This window comes from Kineococcus sp. AC630, from assembly GCF_979255925.1.
Window position 1 is genome coordinate 105504 of record NZ_CEEDMJ010000016.1, and the last position, 14780, is coordinate 120283.

General features: G+C 70.3%; 16 protein-coding genes. 3 read left to right on the forward strand and 13 right to left on the reverse strand.

Features of this window, described 5'->3' with window-relative positions; genetic code table 11:
• Nucleotides 1-6: 6 nt before the first annotated feature.
• Nucleotides 7-966, forward strand: coding sequence for an NAD(P)H-dependent glycerol-3-phosphate dehydrogenase (locus AC0I8G_RS17540; RefSeq protein WP_471731073.1), 960 nt, complete (start codon nucleotides 7-9; stop codon nucleotides 964-966).
• A 320-nt stretch (nucleotides 967-1286) separates the two neighbouring features.
• On the opposite strand, the gene AC0I8G_RS17545 is transcribed toward AC0I8G_RS17540, so the two are convergent.
• The 8 genes from AC0I8G_RS17545 to AC0I8G_RS17580 form a co-directional block, all read right to left on the reverse strand.
• The gene (locus AC0I8G_RS17545) at nucleotides 1287-1835 is read right to left on the reverse strand and encodes a YbaK/EbsC family protein (protein ID WP_471731074.1); all 549 of its coding nucleotides are present in this window, start codon (nucleotides 1833-1835) and stop codon (nucleotides 1287-1289) included.
• Nucleotides 1832-2347 carry a YbhB/YbcL family Raf kinase inhibitor-like protein gene (locus AC0I8G_RS17550; RefSeq protein ID WP_471731075.1) on the reverse strand — a complete coding sequence of 172 codons (516 nt, stop codon included), beginning with the start codon at nucleotides 2345-2347 and terminating at the stop codon, nucleotides 1832-1834. The genes AC0I8G_RS17545 and AC0I8G_RS17550 overlap by 4 nt, the downstream gene beginning before the upstream one ends.
• A gap of 95 nt (nucleotides 2348-2442) precedes the next feature.
• On the reverse strand, nucleotides 2443-2853 hold the full coding sequence (locus AC0I8G_RS17555) for a flagellar assembly protein FliW (protein WP_471731076.1): 411 nt from the start codon (nucleotides 2851-2853) through the stop codon (nucleotides 2443-2445).
• A gap of 196 nt (nucleotides 2854-3049) precedes the next feature.
• Nucleotides 3050-3451, reverse strand: coding sequence for a flagellar assembly protein FliW (gene fliW / locus AC0I8G_RS17560; RefSeq protein WP_471731077.1), 402 nt, complete (start codon nucleotides 3449-3451; stop codon nucleotides 3050-3052).
• Between the two features lie 75 nt (nucleotides 3452-3526).
• Complete coding sequence (gene flgL, locus AC0I8G_RS17565; RefSeq protein WP_471731078.1) at nucleotides 3527-4411, reverse strand: flagellar hook-associated protein FlgL; 885 nt, start codon at nucleotides 4409-4411, stop codon at nucleotides 3527-3529.
• 39 nt (nucleotides 4412-4450) lie between these two features.
• On the reverse strand, nucleotides 4451-5833 hold the full coding sequence (gene flgK / locus AC0I8G_RS17570; protein WP_471731079.1) for a flagellar hook-associated protein FlgK: 1383 nt from the start codon (nucleotides 5831-5833) through the stop codon (nucleotides 4451-4453).
• A gap of 14 nt (nucleotides 5834-5847) precedes the next feature.
• Nucleotides 5848-6339 carry a flagellar export chaperone FlgN gene (gene flgN / locus AC0I8G_RS17575; RefSeq protein WP_471731080.1) on the reverse strand — a complete coding sequence of 164 codons (492 nt, stop codon included), beginning with the start codon at nucleotides 6337-6339 and terminating at the stop codon, nucleotides 5848-5850.
• Between the two features lie 108 nt (nucleotides 6340-6447).
• Nucleotides 6448-6792, reverse strand: a complete 345-nt coding sequence (locus AC0I8G_RS17580; protein WP_471731081.1) for a hypothetical protein — start codon at nucleotides 6790-6792, stop codon at nucleotides 6448-6450.
• A 243-nt stretch (nucleotides 6793-7035) separates the two neighbouring features.
• Here AC0I8G_RS17580 and AC0I8G_RS17585 point away from each other — a divergent pair, with 243 nt between their 5' ends.
• Complete coding sequence (locus tag AC0I8G_RS17585; RefSeq protein WP_471731082.1) at nucleotides 7036-7932, forward strand: sigma-70 family RNA polymerase sigma factor; 897 nt, start codon at nucleotides 7036-7038, stop codon at nucleotides 7930-7932.
• Nucleotides 7933-8071: 139 nt separating this feature from the next.
• Here AC0I8G_RS17585 and AC0I8G_RS17590 read toward each other — a convergent pair whose 3' ends face one another.
• The gene (locus AC0I8G_RS17590) at nucleotides 8072-8869 is read right to left on the reverse strand and encodes a class I SAM-dependent methyltransferase (RefSeq protein ID WP_471731083.1); all 798 of its coding nucleotides are present in this window, start codon (nucleotides 8867-8869) and stop codon (nucleotides 8072-8074) included.
• 86 nt (nucleotides 8870-8955) lie between these two features.
• Here AC0I8G_RS17590 and AC0I8G_RS17595 point away from each other — a divergent pair, with 86 nt between their 5' ends.
• Entirely contained in the window at nucleotides 8956-10485 is a 1530-nt protein-coding gene (locus tag AC0I8G_RS17595) for a glycosyltransferase family 2 protein (protein ID WP_471731084.1), read from the forward strand.
• An 8-nt stretch (nucleotides 10486-10493) separates the two neighbouring features.
• Here the strand turns inward: AC0I8G_RS17595 and AC0I8G_RS17600 are convergent, their stop codons facing one another.
• The 4 genes from AC0I8G_RS17600 to AC0I8G_RS17615 all read right to left on the reverse strand — a co-directional run bounded on the left by AC0I8G_RS17600 (nucleotide 10494) and on the right by AC0I8G_RS17615 (nucleotide 14727).
• Nucleotides 10494-11606 (reverse strand): DegT/DnrJ/EryC1/StrS family aminotransferase, encoded by a 1113-nt coding sequence (locus AC0I8G_RS17600; protein ID WP_471731085.1) that lies wholly within the window; start codon nucleotides 11604-11606, stop codon nucleotides 10494-10496.
• Complete coding sequence (locus AC0I8G_RS17605; RefSeq protein ID WP_471731086.1) at nucleotides 11603-12637, reverse strand: Gfo/Idh/MocA family protein; 1035 nt, start codon at nucleotides 12635-12637, stop codon at nucleotides 11603-11605. Before AC0I8G_RS17605 ends, AC0I8G_RS17600 begins: the two co-directional genes overlap by 4 nt.
• A 120-nt stretch (nucleotides 12638-12757) precedes the next feature.
• Nucleotides 12758-12994, reverse strand: coding sequence for an acyl carrier protein (locus AC0I8G_RS17610; RefSeq protein WP_471731087.1), 237 nt, complete (start codon nucleotides 12992-12994; stop codon nucleotides 12758-12760).
• Entirely contained in the window at nucleotides 12991-14727 is a 1737-nt protein-coding gene (locus AC0I8G_RS17615; RefSeq protein ID WP_471731088.1) for an HAD-IIIC family phosphatase, read from the reverse strand. The genes AC0I8G_RS17610 and AC0I8G_RS17615 overlap by 4 nt, the downstream gene beginning before the upstream one ends.
• Between the last annotated feature and the right edge of the window lie 53 nt (nucleotides 14728-14780).

Consider the following 14780-nt stretch of genomic DNA (forward strand, 5'->3'; position numbering starts at 1 on the left):
ACGCGGGTGCATGTCGCCGTCCTCGGGTCCGGAGCGTGGGGGACGACCGTCGCCGGGATCCTCGCGACCAACGCCGCCAGCGTGGGGTTGTGGTGTCGGCGGCCGGAGCTCGCCGAGCGGATCCGCGGGTCGGGGGCCAACGAGGAGTACCTGCCGGGGATCGCGTTGTCCTCCCGGATCCGTGCAAGTTCCTCGATCCCTGAGGTCGTCGCCGGGGCGTCCTTGGTGGTGCTGGCGGTTCCGTTGCAGCAGTTGAGGTCCCGCCTCCTCGAGTGGGCCCCGGAGTTGCCCCGGGTCCCCGTCGTGAACCTCGCCAAGGGCGTCGAGACGGCGACCGGGTTGTTCGGTTCCGAGGTCGTCGCCGACGTCCTGGACCCGGTGCACGTCCTGGCGTTGTCCGGACCGAACCTGGCCCTCGAGATCGCCCGGGGGCAGCCCGCCGCGACGGTCGTGGCTTGTGGCGATCCGGCCGTCGCCGCGCAGGTCGCGGGCTGGTGCAGCACACCCGCCTTCCACGCCCACCCGCTGACCGACGTCATCGGCGTCGACGTGGCGGGCGCGTTCAAGAACGTCGTCGCGCTGGCCGTCGGGATGGTCGAGGGCGCCGGGCTGGGCGCGAACGCCCGGGCCGCGGTGACGACGTTGGGGCTGACCGAGACCGCGTCGCTGGGGAGTCGCCTGGGCGGACGGTTGGAGACGTTCCTGGGGCTGGCCGGGGCCGGGGACCTGGTGGCGACCAGCACGTCCACGTTGTCCCGCAACCACCGGGTGGGGGTCGCGCTGGGGCAGGGTCTGCCGCTGGCGGAGGCGGTGGGGCGGGCCGGTGGGACCGCCGAGGGGGTGGCCACGGCGCCCGCGCTGCTGCGGCGCGACCTGGACCTGCCGTTCGTGCGGGACGTGGTGGCGGTGCTGGAGGGTCGGCGGTCACCCGTGGAGACGGTGTCCCGGTTGTTGTCGGTGAGTTAGCCGCCACAGCGCCGGCCACGCGACCGGCCGGTAGAGGGCGGGGGCTCGCAGGGTCGTGCCGCACCCGCCCGGGAGATCGAGGACTCCGTGGTCGAGGGTCATGCCCGCCGCGCGCCACGTCCACGTGCGGGCGTCCTCGTCGACGTCGAGGACGGTGAAGGGGATCCTCAGCGGACCCGAGCGGACGGTGCCGGTGACCCCGGTCGCGATGCGGTCCGCCGACGCGGTCACCGAGGTGATCTGCGGGGACCAGATCGGCCAACGTTCGATTCGGGCGTAGTCCTCCCAGACGTCCGTAGCCGACCTCGGCCCCCGCACGATCACCGGGCGGGCAGGGCGATGTCGAGGACCTCGGCGTTCGGCAGTGCGGCGAGGTCAGCGCCGCGGACGACGAGCTTCGACGTCCGCACCCCGGAACCGATGAGGACCCAGTCGCTGGCGGCGACGGCGGAGTCGACGAGGACGCGCCAGCCCTCGGGCAGGCCGAGCGGCGTGATGCCGCCGTACTCCATGCCCGACTCCTCGACGGCTCGGTCCATGGACAGGAACGACGCCTTGCGGACGTCGAGGAGCCGCTTGACCGCGCCGTTCACGTCGGCGCGGGTGGACGCGAGGACGACGCACGCCGCGACCCGCTCCGCCCCGTCCCGCTTGCCGGAGACGACGACGCAGTTCGCGGACCCGTCCAGGGGGACGTGCGCCGCGTCGACCAGGGCCTGGGTGTCGGCGAGGTCGGGGTCGATGCTGAGCGCCCAGGAACCCTCGGGGAGGGCCGTCCGGACGGTCTCCGCGACGAGGTGCGCGTTCTCGGCGGCCGGAGCGAGTTCGAGGTCCCCGGCGACGCGCTGAGCCTCCGCCGGGACGCTCACCGGGAGTAGACGGGGCTGAGCGTCGCGCGGGCCAGGACGTGACCGAGGGACATGAAGGCCGCGACGGTCGGCGTCGCGCCCTGCGGGAGGCCGAGGCTCTCGACGTCGAGGGCGTGCACGGCGAAGACGTAGCGGTGCGGGTGGTCACCGGGCGGGGGAGCGGCGCCGGTGAAGTCGGCGGTGCCCATGTCGTTCTTGAGCACGGTCGCGCCCTGCGGGGCGGGCTGCGAGCCGGCACCGGTGGGCAGGCTCGTCACGGAGAGTGGCACGTCGACGATCGTCCAGTGCCAGAAGCCGGCCGGGGTCGGGGCATCCGGGTCGAAGCAGTTGACCAGGAAGCTCTTGGTGCCGTCCGGGAAACCGTCCCAGTCCAGCTGCGGCGAGACGTTGCCGCTCGCGTGCTGCTCGTCCAGCTGCGTGGCCGACGTGACGTCGGAGGAGTGCAGGGCGAAGCCCGGGACGGAGGGGAGCAGGGAGTACGGCTCCGGGGCGATCGGTCGTTCGAGGTTCATGCCACGACTCTACGAGGCCAGCCGGTTTCGGCTCGTCGGCTCCACGGTGTCCTTGATCGACACCGTGGAGCTGACGATCCGTTGTGCGCTGGCGCTCAGGCCGAGTGCGGGGTGAGGGGCGCGTCCATGGCCGCGTCCTCCGTGCCGTACTGCAGGGTCTGCAACGCCTTGTGGGACTTGGGGTTGACGACGATTGGGGCGAACAGGTTGATCGTCGCCTTCTCCATGCCCATCGCCATGTTGACGATGGTGAGGACGGCACCGTCCGCCTCGTCCTGGAGGTCCAGCGCGGCGGCGGTCTCATCGTTGATGATCGCGTCGTAGTCGGGGTAGAACGGGGTCGGGTCAGCGAGCACGAGCTTGAGGCTCGGGTCGGACGTCGACTGCATGGTGTAGAACATGCCGTCGTCGCCGAGGGCTTCGAGCTCGAACGCCGTGTGCTCGTCGAACCCCATGAGGGGTGCCACGAACTCGATCTTGGGCTTGGTGTCGGAAGCGATGCTCACAACGGATCCCTTCATCTGTCAGGTCCCCGGGCTCGGATCCCGGGCGTCGCCTGGTCACCGCGAGTACTCCTGGCGGCGTCTCGACCACTACCGACAGTAGCGGAGAAGTCGCAATCCGTCTCGGTATCCGTGGCGCTTCCAGAACGCACGAACGCCCCGCCGGAGAGCCGGCGGGGCGTTCGTGCGTTCGTGCTGGTCAGACGGCCAGGAGAGGCGCCCGCAGCGGTAGGTCCGTCCCCACGAGGACGGTCTGTGCGGCCTGCATCGTGCGGTGGTTGATCACGATGGGAGCGAGCAGGTTGACCGTCGCGTTGGACGGGTCGTCCCCGACGTTGACCACGTTCAGGACCGCGGCTTCCGTGGCGTCCCGCAGGTCGAGCTTCGCGACCGTGTCGTCGTCGATCTCCGGCGCGTACCCCGGGAAGAACCTCCCGGGGACGACGACGACGAGCCGGACGCCCGTTCCGTCGGCTGCGCGCAGCGAGTACAACGTCCCTTCCTCGTCCAGCGGGACGAGGTGGAAGGCGGTGTGGTCGGCGAAACCCATGATGGGCGAGACGAACTCGATCGTGGGGGCGTGCACGGGCGCGTCGGTCATGAGGGTCACTCTAGGAACTCCGGGGGACGAGGGGCGGTTGAAACGTTCTCGCACTGCGGTGTGGAGTCGTCCGGGTCAGCGGAGGAAGTCGAGCAGGGTGGTCTGGACGGACTTCGCCGTCACCTGCAGAGCCGCCTGGTAGGCGACCTGCTGCTGGGTGAACTCGAGGTACGCCTTGGCCGGGTCCACGCCCTGGACGTCGTCCAGCTGGGACGTGAGGTACTGCAACTGGTCGGTGTTGACGTCCTCGGCGTGGTCGAGCTGGTTGGTCCGCGCGCCGATGATCGCCATCGCGTTGGTGGCCAGGTTGATCCGGCTGTCGATCGTGGCTGTCGTCACCGTGCTGCCCGTCACGTTGCCGGCGGCGATGTCGGTCGCAAGCTGGTCGAGCTCTGCGAAGAGGGTGGTGCCACCGGCGGTCTGCGCTCCGTAGACCCCGTTCCCGGACGCGTTCACCGTCATGTTGACGCCGGGGGAGATCGTGCGGACGACCGCGCCACCGTCGTCGTTCGAGGCGTAGGAGGTGGGGTCGAACGCGACGCTGGTCGCGGAGGTCCCCGCGAACACCGCACGGCCCTGGTACTGGGTGTTCGCATCTCCGAGGATGCCGTTCTTGATCTCGGTGATCTGCGTGGCGATGGCCCTGCGGCCGTTGGCGTCCAGGCTGCCGTTGGCCGCCTGCACGGTGAGGTCGCGGACCTTCTGGAGGGCGTCCGTGGTGCTCTGGAGCGCGGGCTCCTGCGTGGTCATCCAGCCGCGGGCCTCGGTGAGGTTGCGGCCGTTCTCGGTGTTCACCGCGATCTGGTCGTTCAGACGCAGCGCGGCGGCGGCGCGGACGGAGTCGTCCGATCCCTTCGAGAGCGAGGAGCCGCTGCTGATCTGCTCCTGCAGCTTCGCCGCGCGGTTCTGCGTGTTCTGCAGGTTCGTGAGCGCGTGCGCCGCGAGGCTGCGCTGAGTCACTCGGCCGATCATGGTGGGTTCTCCTGTCAGTCAGTGGGGTCAGCGGACCATGTTGAGGAGCGCGTCGAGCGCCTCGTCCATGGTGGTCAGGACCTTGGCCGCTGCGGAGTAGGCGTGCTGGTAGGCGACGAGGTTGGTCATCTCCTCGTCCAGGTTGACGCCCGAGACACCGTCGGCGACGGCGCTGGACTTCAACGACACCTGCGATGCCAGATCGGCACGGTTCGACGCGGACTGAGTGGAAGCCGCGAGGTTCGTGACGTTGGTGCGCCAGTTCGACTTCACGTTGGTGAAGGTGGTGGAGACGGCCTTCGCGTAGACGCGGTCCGCGGAGCCCGCGCCCGTGGTGGCCGTGCTGTCCCGGAAGGTGGTGCTGTTGACCGCGACAGCGAGCTGGGAGGCGGGGATGGGTGCGCCGGCTACGGCGCTGGTGTCCGCGCTCTTGAAGAACTGACCGCCGTAGGCCGCGTTGACCTTGGTCGCCAGGGTGTCGGCGAAGTGGTCGAGGTTGGCCTTCTGGTCGACCAGGGTCTTGTTCGCACCGTCGAGGGTCGCCTTCAGCGACCCCGCGACCGGGCCGGCGACCTGGCCACCGATGGTGGCGACCAGCTGGTTGCCGATGTCGGCCTTGCCGACGGCCGCGCCGGTGCCGTCCGTGGCGTTGACCGTGAGGTCGTAGGAGAAGTCGCCGGTGACGATCGTCGCGTTGCCGACGAAGACGTCGACGGTCCCGTTCTCGCGACTCACGACGCGGGAACCGGTGAGGTCGGACAACTGGTTGAGGAACTGGTCGCGCTGGTCCATCAGCTCGTTGGCCGAGGCGCCGGTCCCGACCGTCTCGCGGATCGAGGTGTTGAGCTTCGCGATGTTCTGGGCGATCGCGTTCGCCTGGGAGACCTGGTTCCCGGCCTGCAGGCCCAGCTGGTCGTACTGGTCCTGGAGCTGGTCGTCCATCCCGCCGAGTTGCTCCACGACCGTCTGGCTGCGGGTGATGACCAGCGACTGCGCACCGGCCAGACCGTCGGTCCCGCTCTTCGCGGCAAGGTCGTTCCACGCCGACGACAGGTCGGCGAGGTTCTGGCTCATCCCGGTCGCCCCGGTGTCGCCGAGAGCGTTCTCGATGCCCGACCACACCGTGCTGGCGGTCGCCTGCTCCTTGGCGGATGCCGAGTCCTGGCGAGCCGTCGCGGTGGCGAGGGCGTCGTTGATGCGGGTGATCCCGTTGACGACGACGCCGTCGCCCGGGATGTTCTTCTGCGAGAACTGACCGGTCTGGTTCAGGATGCTCGCGGACTGGTCCACCCGCTGGCGGGAGTACCCGTCGGTGTTGACGTTCGCGATGTTCTGGCCGGTCGTCTCCATGCCCAGCTGGGCGGCGGAGAGCGCGCGGCGCGCGGTGTTGATGCCGGAGAAGGTGCTCATCGTCAGGGGTCCTCTCAGAGTGCTTCGTCGACGAAGTGGGCGCGGGATCCACCGGTCGACGCGACCGTGTTCTTGCCCTGCGCGGTGTAGGTGTCGAGGGGCTGGTCCAGCCCCAGGAGGGTCTCGCGCAAGGCGCGGGAGCCGGCGTTGAGGAGGTCGCGGTTGGCGTCGGCCAGGTCCTGGATCTCCGCGGTCAGCGTGAGGAAAGCGTCGCGGTGGGTGCGGAACAGCTCGCCCCACGGCTCGGGAGCGACGTCGGCGATGCCCCCGAGGCTCGGGCCGGGCTCGAGGCCCAGCTCGACGGCGACGGCGTCGACCTCGACGGCGCGCAGGAGCTCCGTGGAGCGGATCTGCTCCATGACGAACTCGACCTCGCGGGTCGCGTGCGCCAGCCAGCGCGTCCGGCCGCTGGCCAGCACGAGCTGCTCCTCCTCCAGCTTGAACAGGAGCAGCTCCAGCAGCTCCCGCTCCTTCCAGAGGATGCCGGAGACCTCTGCCAGTCCCATGCGTTTCCTTCCCCGATGCCGTCGTCAGTGGTGCTCGAGCCGTCCATCGGCGGCTGCCACCACGAGCTGAGGGTCGGGGGCGCGGAACGGGGGATCGCCTCGGGACGATCAGCTCGACTTGCGGATGAACTGCGCGTTCTTCGTCGGCTTCCGCAGGTAGTACGGGCGGCCGTCCTCGCGCGCCGCGCGCATCTCCTGGTTCAGGACGCGGGCCTCTTCCTCCATGGCGCGGTTGACCGCGGCCTGGTCGATCCCGTGCTCCCGCTCGCCTGCGATGTGGTCGTTGCGGCCGATCTCGTGTTCGACCTCGAGGTAGTTCTTCGCACACAGGGCGTAGAGCGCGGCGACGCGCTCCCCGTTCACGTCGGCGTAGTGGTCCAGGTAGGACGGGGTGAGCCGACCCTTCTTGTACGCGAACTCCAGATCGCGCACGACCTGCCACAGCGGTTTCACGACGTGCCTCCAGCCCCACGAACCCCACACGCCACACGAGGTGCAGCGCAACGCTCTTCCCAAGCTTCGACCGTTCGAACCCCGCTGCTGAACAGCGTTGCGCCGAACGTGGTCGTTGTCACCCCGGTGGCCCCCGCGTCGACGGGCGGTGACGTCGGCGACCCGTTCGGCGCAGTGCGGAGGACGGAGCTGTCACCCGCTCGGCGCTCAAGTCCCCGGGGGGTGTGTGCCGAGAAGGGGTGTGTGACCGCAGACACCGCCTTCGCCACCCGGGAGCTCCCCATGGTCGAGCTTTCTGCCGCTGAGCGCCACGCGCTCGTGGAGAAGAACCTGCCGCTCGTCGGCTACATCACCAGTGAGTTCATCGGTCGTCTGCCGTCGCACGTGAGCCGGGACGACCTCACCTCGGCCGGCCTCATGGCGCTGTTCCAGGCGTCCAAGGCCTACGACCCGACCACCGGGGTCCCGTTCAACCGCTACGCGAACACCCGCATCCGCGGCGCGATCCTCGACGACCTGCGCGGAGCCGACTGGGCCTCGCGCGGTGTCCGCAGCCGGCAGCGCAAGCTGAGCCAGACCGAGGACAGGCTCACGACCGAACTCGGCCGCACGCCCTCCACCACCGAGCTGGCCGCGTCCCTCGGCGTCTCCGAGAAGGAGCTCGGCGAGACGCGCGACGAGGCGCAGCGCTCGATGGTCCTGTCGATGCAGGGCTTCACCGCCGACGGTGCCTCGCTCGACGACCACCTCCCGACCCACACCCCCGGCCCGGAGCAGGAGCTGCTGCACCGCGAGCGCCTCGGTTACCTGCGCTCGGCGATCGCCGTCCTGCCCGAGCGTCTCAGGCACGTCATCGAGGGCTACTTCATCCAGGAACGGCCCATGGCCGAGCTGGCCGAGGAGCTCGAGGTGTCGGAGTCCCGCATCTCGCAGATGCGCGCCGAGGCTCTGGTGCTGCTGCGCGATGGGATGAACACGCACCTCTCCCCGGAGATGGTGGCCAAGGTCGGCGGGTCCGGGGCCTCGGTCAAGCGCAAGGAGTCCTACTACGCAGCCGTCGGGGCGCAGAGCGACTTTCGCGCCCGGTTGGCTTTGAGCAGCTTCGGGTCGTACGCAACGCCGGTGGCCCGCACCGCCTGACCCTGCTCGCGGGGATCGCGCGGAAGCCGACGACATCCAGCGTCAGCGGGCCGCGAGGCACGCACTCAGGATCACTGAAGGGCCGCCGCGTGCAACTGTTGGCTGCACCGAGCTTCGGCCTCTGCGGACCCGATGTCGGTCACAGTCCCTGGCGCGAAGGAACCTGGACGTAGTTCTTGACCGGCTCGGCGACGACGTAGATCTCGCTGGCGAGTGCCGCGTGCTGGTTCCCCAGCGCCAGGAGTCCTGCCAGTTGCGCCTCGTCGAACGTCTCCTCGATCCGGTGGTTGGGCAACAGTTTCAGGAACACCCCACCATGAGCCGTGATGCGCCACCCCGCGGAACGGATCTCGTCGTGGAAGGCCTCCGGCGTGTAGACGCGTCGGTGGCCGATGGCGAGGTCGCCGGCGTTGAGTGCGGTCACCTCTCCCAGCACTCCCATGGCGACTCCCAGTTGCCGGTGAAGAGAGTTCGCGTTGGGGACATCGACCACGAGACGCCCCCCGGGGGCCAGGTGTCCGCGAGCCACGTCCAAGAGCTGGCGAGGATCCTCTACGTGCTCCAGGACGTGGCAGGCGACCACCGTGTCGAAGGACTGGCCCAGGCTAAGGTGCTCGAACAGAGAAGACACCACCTCCAGCCCGGGATGGGGGAGGCGGCGGCGCAGCTCAGAGCATGCGACAGGGCTTCCGTCCACTGCCACCACGCGTTCGAAGTGACGGAGCAGCTGTTCGGTTCCGCCGCCGTCCGAGCTCCCGAGCTCCAGGCAGGTGCGTCCCGTGAAGTGAGCCCTCAACTCTTGGTACCGCCACTCCAGCAAGCGGCCGTTGAAGCCCTGTCTTGCGGAGAACCCCAGCTCGTCGAGCTGTGCTGACCGCGTTGGTGAGGTTGCGTCCCGACCCATCGTTTTGACCGTCATACCGTCGATCTGACGCACAGTAGCCACGGTGTGACTATAGGGTTACGTCGAGTTGGTCGTCTTCCTGATGCCCTGTTGACCGCCGGCGCCGAGGAGAGGCGAGCATGTCCGACACCCCGTTCATCACCGGTTGCTACATCGTCAAGGACGAGGAGCGCCTGCTCGCTGCGTCTCTGCGGTCGCTGGCTCCCTTCGTCGACGAGCTCGTCGTATATGACACCGGGAGTAGCGACCGAACGTGCGAGATTGCTCGTAGCCTCGGTGCTCGGGTGATCGAGGGCTACTGGGACGACGACTTCGCGGCCGCGCGCAACCGCGCCGACGAGCACTGCCGCGGTGAGTGGATCGCCGTCATGGCCGCGGACGAAGTGGCCGAGGGCGATCCACGTGTCCTGCGGCGGGAGCTGCACCTGGCCGAGGCCGAACTCGTGCAGGCGTCCATCGTTTCCGCGAGCTTCGGCGAGGGCGGGGTGGAGCACACGAGCTGGACGTCACGGGTCTTCCGTCGCACCCATTGCCGTTGGCGTGGGGCACTACACGAGCAGATCGTCGGGCGCTGGGGCGACATCACGACGGCCCGCACAGGGGCGATGACCGTGCGCCACTTCGGATACGCCCCCACCGTGATCTCGGCCAAGAACAAGTCGGAACGGAACCTGTCCATCTCCGGAGGGGAGCTCGAACGGGCCCGGACCGCGGGCGTCCGGGACCTGAGGTCCCTGCAGGTCAACTACGGACGTTCAGCGGCTCTGGCCGGTGAGCACACCCTGGCTCTCAAGAACCTCAGCGTGGTGATGGACGAGGCGGGTGATCCCCGCTTGGGCATCCACGCCGGCCACACCGCGGTACGTAGCGCGACTGTGCTTCACGATGCGAAGACAGCACGACGCTGGATCGCGCTCATGAGGGGCTGGGGGGAGAGCGAGAACGTCTGCCTCGCCTTGGAAGGGCACTTGGAGCTGGTCCTGGGTGACCCGGTCCTGGGTGAGGAGGTGCTGCTCTCGGTCCGCGACGACGTCGACTACGACGGCAACCGGTTCCTCGCCTCCTCGTGCACGGACGACCTCGTGCACTGCGTGGCTGCTCAGGAGCGCTACTCCGAGGCGGTCGACATCATGCTCCCGCACCTCGCGACAGGTCGTTCCGACATCAACGCCGCGTTCGCCGTCCTGCTGGCCGACGAGGTCGAGGGGGGATTGGACCGGTTGGCCGCGGTCGTTCCGCCCCGGCTGGTCAAGCTGGTCGTCGGGCAGGTCTTCGACGAGCCGTCCGTCCTCGGGGAGCGGTTCCTCGACGCGCTGTGGCGCGCTGGGCACGACCACCGCACGCTGCTGGCGGCGCTGGACGGCAAGGCGACGGGGCTCGCGGTCGAACGCGCGCTGGTGTGGTCCCTCCGCCTGCGGGAGGAGGGTTTCGGCTGGCTCTGCCCGTTGCGGACGATCACCCGGGCCGAGGACGTGGACCTGCGCTCACGCATCCTGGCCGGTGCGTGCCTCGTCGAGATCGGTGAGCAGGACGTCCTGGCCGGCCTGGAGTCGCTCCTGGAGCAGGTCAGCGACGACGAGAGCGAGGACCTCCTCCGGGAACTGACCGCTCTGACCCCCCGCTTCGCGTCGACGCTGCAGCTGGCCTGAAGCCTCCTTCAGTTCACTGCGACCCGTAGGGCGTCACCCACCCGGGCTTCGGCCCCTGCGACCCCCGGGTGCACGGGCAGGGACAGGCAACGTTGCACGACCTCCGCCGCCAGGGGAGTGGGGTCGGCCACGACGCGGTCCGAAGCCCGGTAGACGTCGTGGTCCCAGGCCAGCCGGGGGTAGTAGACCCCGGTCTCCACCCCCGCGCGCCGCACCTTGTCGACGACCTGGCCACGGTCGACGTCCGGGGGCAGCAGGACGGTGTACTGGTGCCAGGCGGAACGCCGGCCCGGCGGTTCCGCAGGCAGGACGAGACCGTCGACTCCGGTGAGGGAGCCGGTCAGGTTGCGGGCCACGTCGGCGCGGGCCCGGTTGGTGGCCCCCAGGGCGCGCAGCTGCGGGACGGCCACGGCGGCGTGCAGGTCGGTCATGCGCAGGTTCCGCCCGATGCGTTCGTAGGCGTAGCGCTGCTCCATGCCCTGGTTGCGCAGCAACCGCATCTCCCGAGCGATCGCCGCGTCGTGACAGGTGACGACGCCCCCCTCGCCGGCGGCGACGTTCTTGGTGGCGTAGAACGAGAACGTAGCCGTGTTGCGGCTCCCGACAGGCAGGCCGCCGATGGTGGCCCCGTGGGCCTGGGCTGCGTCCTCGACGACGAGCAGGTCGTGCCGGCGGGCCAACGCCCCCAGCGCGTCGAGGTCGGCGGGCATCCCGTAGAGGTGCACCGGAACGACGGCCGCGGTGCGAGGGCCGATGAGCGAGCGGACCGAGTCGACGTCGATGGTGAAGTCCGGGGTGACGTCGGCGAAGCGCACCACGGCACCGGTGTGCCAGATGCTGTTGAGGGTCGCGGCGAAGGTCAGGGGTGTGGTGATCACCTCGTCACCGGGACCGATCCCGTGGGCCTGGAACGCGGCCTCGAGGGCGCAGGTGCCGTTGGCCACGGCGACGGCGTACGGGCTGCCGGCCATCCGGCAGCACAACTCCTCCAGTTCCTCCACGCGGGGCCCGGACGCGAGGTGACCGCTGCGCAGGACCTGGAGCACGGCCTCCTCGATCTCGGGGGTCACCGCCGGCCGGCTCAACCGGACGAGCGCCGGCGCCGCTTCGACCGCGCTCACGCCGCGTACCGGTGCAGCGCCGCGACGGGTTCGCCCGCCGCCTCCAGGGCGATCAGGTGGGGGAGGAGCAGACCCTCCAGCTCGCGCGCAGCGGTACGGGGATCGCGGACCAGCTCGACGAAGTGGGCGAGCTGGAGCGCCAGGGGCTCGCCCGAGCTGCGCACGAACGGGATCTCCATCACGGTCTGGGCCTGGTAGGAGGCCGCGCCGTCGGTCACGTGGTCCTCCAGGACGTCCCGGTAGACCGTGACGCAGCGACGCAGCAGGTCCACCTCGCACGTGCTGGTGGACGTGGCGACAGTCATCGTGCGGATCTTGCGCTGGTGCACGCGGCTCGCCGAGAGGTTCGCCGTGGTGCCATCGGAGAACCGCACGAGAACGTCGCTGGACTCCGGCCAGCGCCCTCCCGGCGGGGTCCAGCACCGGGCGTCGAGGGCCGCCACCGTCCGGCCCGGGACGAGGCGCAGCACGACGTCGAGGTCGTGGATGAGCAGGTCGTCGACGACGCCGCTGCTCGCCCGTGCGTTCGGGGGGGAGTAGCGCTGGCTGGAGACGTGCACCACGTCACCCGCCCCCGCCACGACCTCGGTCAGGGTCTGCACCGCCGGGTTGAACCGCTCGACGAATCCGCAGGTCAGGGGGGTGCCGGTCACTGCAGCCGTGCGGTGCAGGGCCAGCAGGTCCTCCGCGGTGGTCGCCAATGGCTTCTCCACGAGGAGCGGCACCCCGGCGGAGAGCAGCGCCGCGGCGATCCCCGCGTGGGTGTGGGACGAGGACGCGACGACGACGGCGTCGGCGTGCCCGGCGTCCATCGGGTCGTCCGACACTGTCCCGCCCCACTCCGAGGCGAGGGCGTGGGCGCGGGCGACGTCGACGTCGATCACCTGCGTCAGGGTGGTCTGCGCCGACTCCGCGATGACGCGGGCGTGCTTCGACGCCATGGACCCGGCGCCGATGAGGGCCACTCGCAACGGGTGCTGCACGGCCACGCCTCCCTGGGACTGGATGCCGCCGGTGTCCTCGTGGACCACCGCTTTGTCACCCTACGTTTCTTGACGCAACAGCGTGTCATCATGCGCGGAACGGCGTGGAGTTGGAGCGGCGGCTCAGCCCCAGGTCGACCCCGGGTCCACCGGGCCGAGGAGCGTCCGTCACGGCACCGATCGCTCGACCGCCTCGACGAACGACTGCAGGTCCTCCAGGCTCCCCACGTCCTCGACGTCCAGGACGACGCCGAAGGCGTCCTCGACGAGGAAGACGAGTTCCACGTGGTTCAGCGAGTCCCACTGCGGCGTCGCGGAGCGGCGCAGGCCCTCTGGGGGCACGGGAACGCCGAGCACTTTCCCAGCGAGCTCCCAGACCCTGCTCGTGACGTCCGCCTGGTTCACACGACCTCCTCCTCGACCACGATCGTCACCGGTGCCGACCGAACGCGGCTGAGCGTTCCCCCGGGGTCCCAGGACACCACCGCGCGCCCGTTCCGACCCTCATCGAGCTGCCCGGCGAAGCTCTGCAGCCATGAGAGGGCCGGCTCGTTGCGGTCCCCCCGGGTGAACCTGAACTCCACCTCACGCGTCCCGTCGCCGGCCAGCAGGAGCAGGGCCTGCCGCACGAGGACGTCCTCCACGTCTCGTCCCAGAGCCCGGCACGAGATGCAGACGCCCTCGATGACGAGTCGGTCCTCCTCCTGGCGGGCCAGGACCACGGCGACCGTCCCGCTGTCGGACAGCCTGTCCCGCAGGCTGACCGCCACGACGCGCAGCCCGTCCTCGCGCTGGGCGTGCTCGAGGGCGCCGGCGGTGCGCCGCTCGAGCGAGGTGTTGAACTGGTTCGTCTTCTGCGTCAGCTCGGCCAAGCGGTCGAGGCTCGCCGGGTCGTCCACGGCGAAGTGCAGGTGCAGGTCGAGGTGGCGCTGGTACTCCTGGCGGTCACGGGCCTGGTTCCGCAGTGCGTCGCGCCGCTGAGCAGCGGCGAGGTCCGCCGTCCGCAGGACGTCCTCGGGGGTCCGGCGGAACCGGAACAACCCTGGGCAGTGCTCCAGAGCGCGCCGGGAGGACGTCGCACCGCGGGCGTGCACGGTCCGCACCTCCGGCAGGGCGGCACCGACCTGAGCGAGTTCCCCGACGTTGTCGTCCAGCAGGACGAGGCTGTCCGGGGCGATCCGCAGCGCAGTGGCGATGCTCTCCAGGGCGTCGACCTTGCTGCCCCACGAGACACGCTGCTGCGAGAAGTGCTCCGGGCGCAGCGGGAAGTCCGTCCGTCCGGCGAACATCGCCGCGACGTCGGCCGGATCGTTGCGGCTGCACAGGGCCAGCAGGACCCCCGCCTCGCCCAGCCCGCGCAGGTCCTCCTGCAACCGCGCGTGCTCCGGAGTGAGGACGACGCCGTCCAGACCGTCTTCCGCCAGGACCCCGTCGTAGAGCGTTCCGTCCAGGTCGACGACCACCGCCTTGACCGGGGGGAGGACGAGCGCCGGGATCCACCGCACGGCCAGGGCCCGGGCGGTGCTCAGGACGGCGGCGTCCGCCCACCCCGTTCCGCCGGTGGCGGCCGTCATCCGGTCGTCCGTCCAGGCGACGGGGAGCTCCCGGCGCACCTGGCGGAGGTCTCCCACCTCCACGCCCGGAAGCGAGGCGGTCCTGGTGGCCAGGGTCTCGTTGAAACCGTCGGCACGTGGCCCCTCCTCGGCCCAGTTCAGCACCAGGACGGGGGCCGTGGAGCTCAGGACGGAGGACGCGACCCGCTCGACGAGCCAGTCGGCCAGTGCCGCGGGGCTCAGGTGATCGCCGTAGCGGGCAGGGTCGAGGAAGACCACGTGCAGGTCGACGTCGCTCGTGCCGTCCACCACGGAGGAGAGCGAGTCGTCGTACGGCCCGAGCTCGACCTCCAGGTCGAGGCCGGAGTAGGTGGCGAACGGCCGCCACGCACGCACGACCAGCTCCACGGGGACGTTGCGGTGGAAGCTGATCCGGCGATGTGCGCGGGGTCGGCACGAGGTGACGTCCAGCAGGTCGGCGCGGCGGGGGACGGGAGCGGTGACGGCGTCCTGCCAGGACGCCTCGGCCAGGGCCGAGGATCCCGCGTCCGTCGGGGAAGGGGCCGTCTGCGGGTGACGCTGCACGGCCGGAGCTTAACGTGCTCGCGAAACCGCGGAGCGTCACCAGGGAAGCGGTG

Excerpts from the sequence above, each read along its gene's own strand:
- AC0I8G_RS17550 (WP_471731075.1), bottom strand. The coding sequence starts at position 2,347 with ATGAACCTCGAACGACCGATCGCCCCGGAGCCGTACTCCCTGCTCCCC.
- fliW (WP_471731077.1), bottom strand. The coding sequence starts at position 3,451 with ATGACCGACGCGCCCGTGCACGCCCCCACGATCGAGTTCGTCTCGCCC.
- flgK (WP_471731079.1), bottom strand. The coding sequence starts at position 5,833 with ATGAGCACCTTCTCCGGCATCAACACCGCGCGCCGCGCGCTCTCCGCC.
- flgN (WP_471731080.1), bottom strand. The coding sequence starts at position 6,339 with ATGGGACTGGCAGAGGTCTCCGGCATCCTCTGGAAGGAGCGGGAGCTG.
- AC0I8G_RS17595 (WP_471731084.1), top strand. The coding sequence starts at position 8,956 with ATGTCCGACACCCCGTTCATCACCGGTTGCTACATCGTCAAGGACGAG.